Below are 404 nucleotides of genomic sequence, written 5' to 3'. Positions count from 1 at the left end.
CAGCTGTTGTTACCGTTAATGTCACGCCTGTCAACGACGCACCAGAGTTCCTCTCAGGCACGGACACGCCGACAGACGCACCAAAGGATGACGTTTACAACTTTGATGCCGTTAAAGAAGGCAGCAAGTCGGGCGCACTAGTCGGAACGGTGAAAGCTGTGGTCGCAGATGGAGATACGTTGAGCTCCAGCTTCGTTGGCGGCGAGCTGACCAACGGCGTTTTCAGCATCGATCCAACCTCAGGGGCGATCACGTTAAATCAAGACATTGACGACGCTGACCTAGGCGAGTTTGACCTAGCAGTGGAAGTGCGCGATGGCAACGGCGGTGTGGCTACAGCGACGGTGAAGGTTGAGTTGGGGGATGTTACAGGCGCACCAGAGGTCCTCTCAGTGGAGGTCAGG

General features: G+C 56.2%; 1 protein-coding gene. It reads left to right on the top strand.

What is annotated here, in order from left to right:
- Nucleotides 1–404 (top strand): cadherin repeat domain-containing protein (locus tag ABT58_RS23160; protein ID WP_047876779.1); only part of this gene is annotated, 404 nt, incomplete at both ends.

It is taken from the genome of Photobacterium aphoticum (assembly GCF_001029435.1).
Classification (GTDB): Bacteria; Pseudomonadota; Gammaproteobacteria; order Enterobacterales; family Vibrionaceae; genus Photobacterium; species Photobacterium aphoticum.
This window is presented reverse-complemented; position numbering and strand designations above follow the sequence as displayed.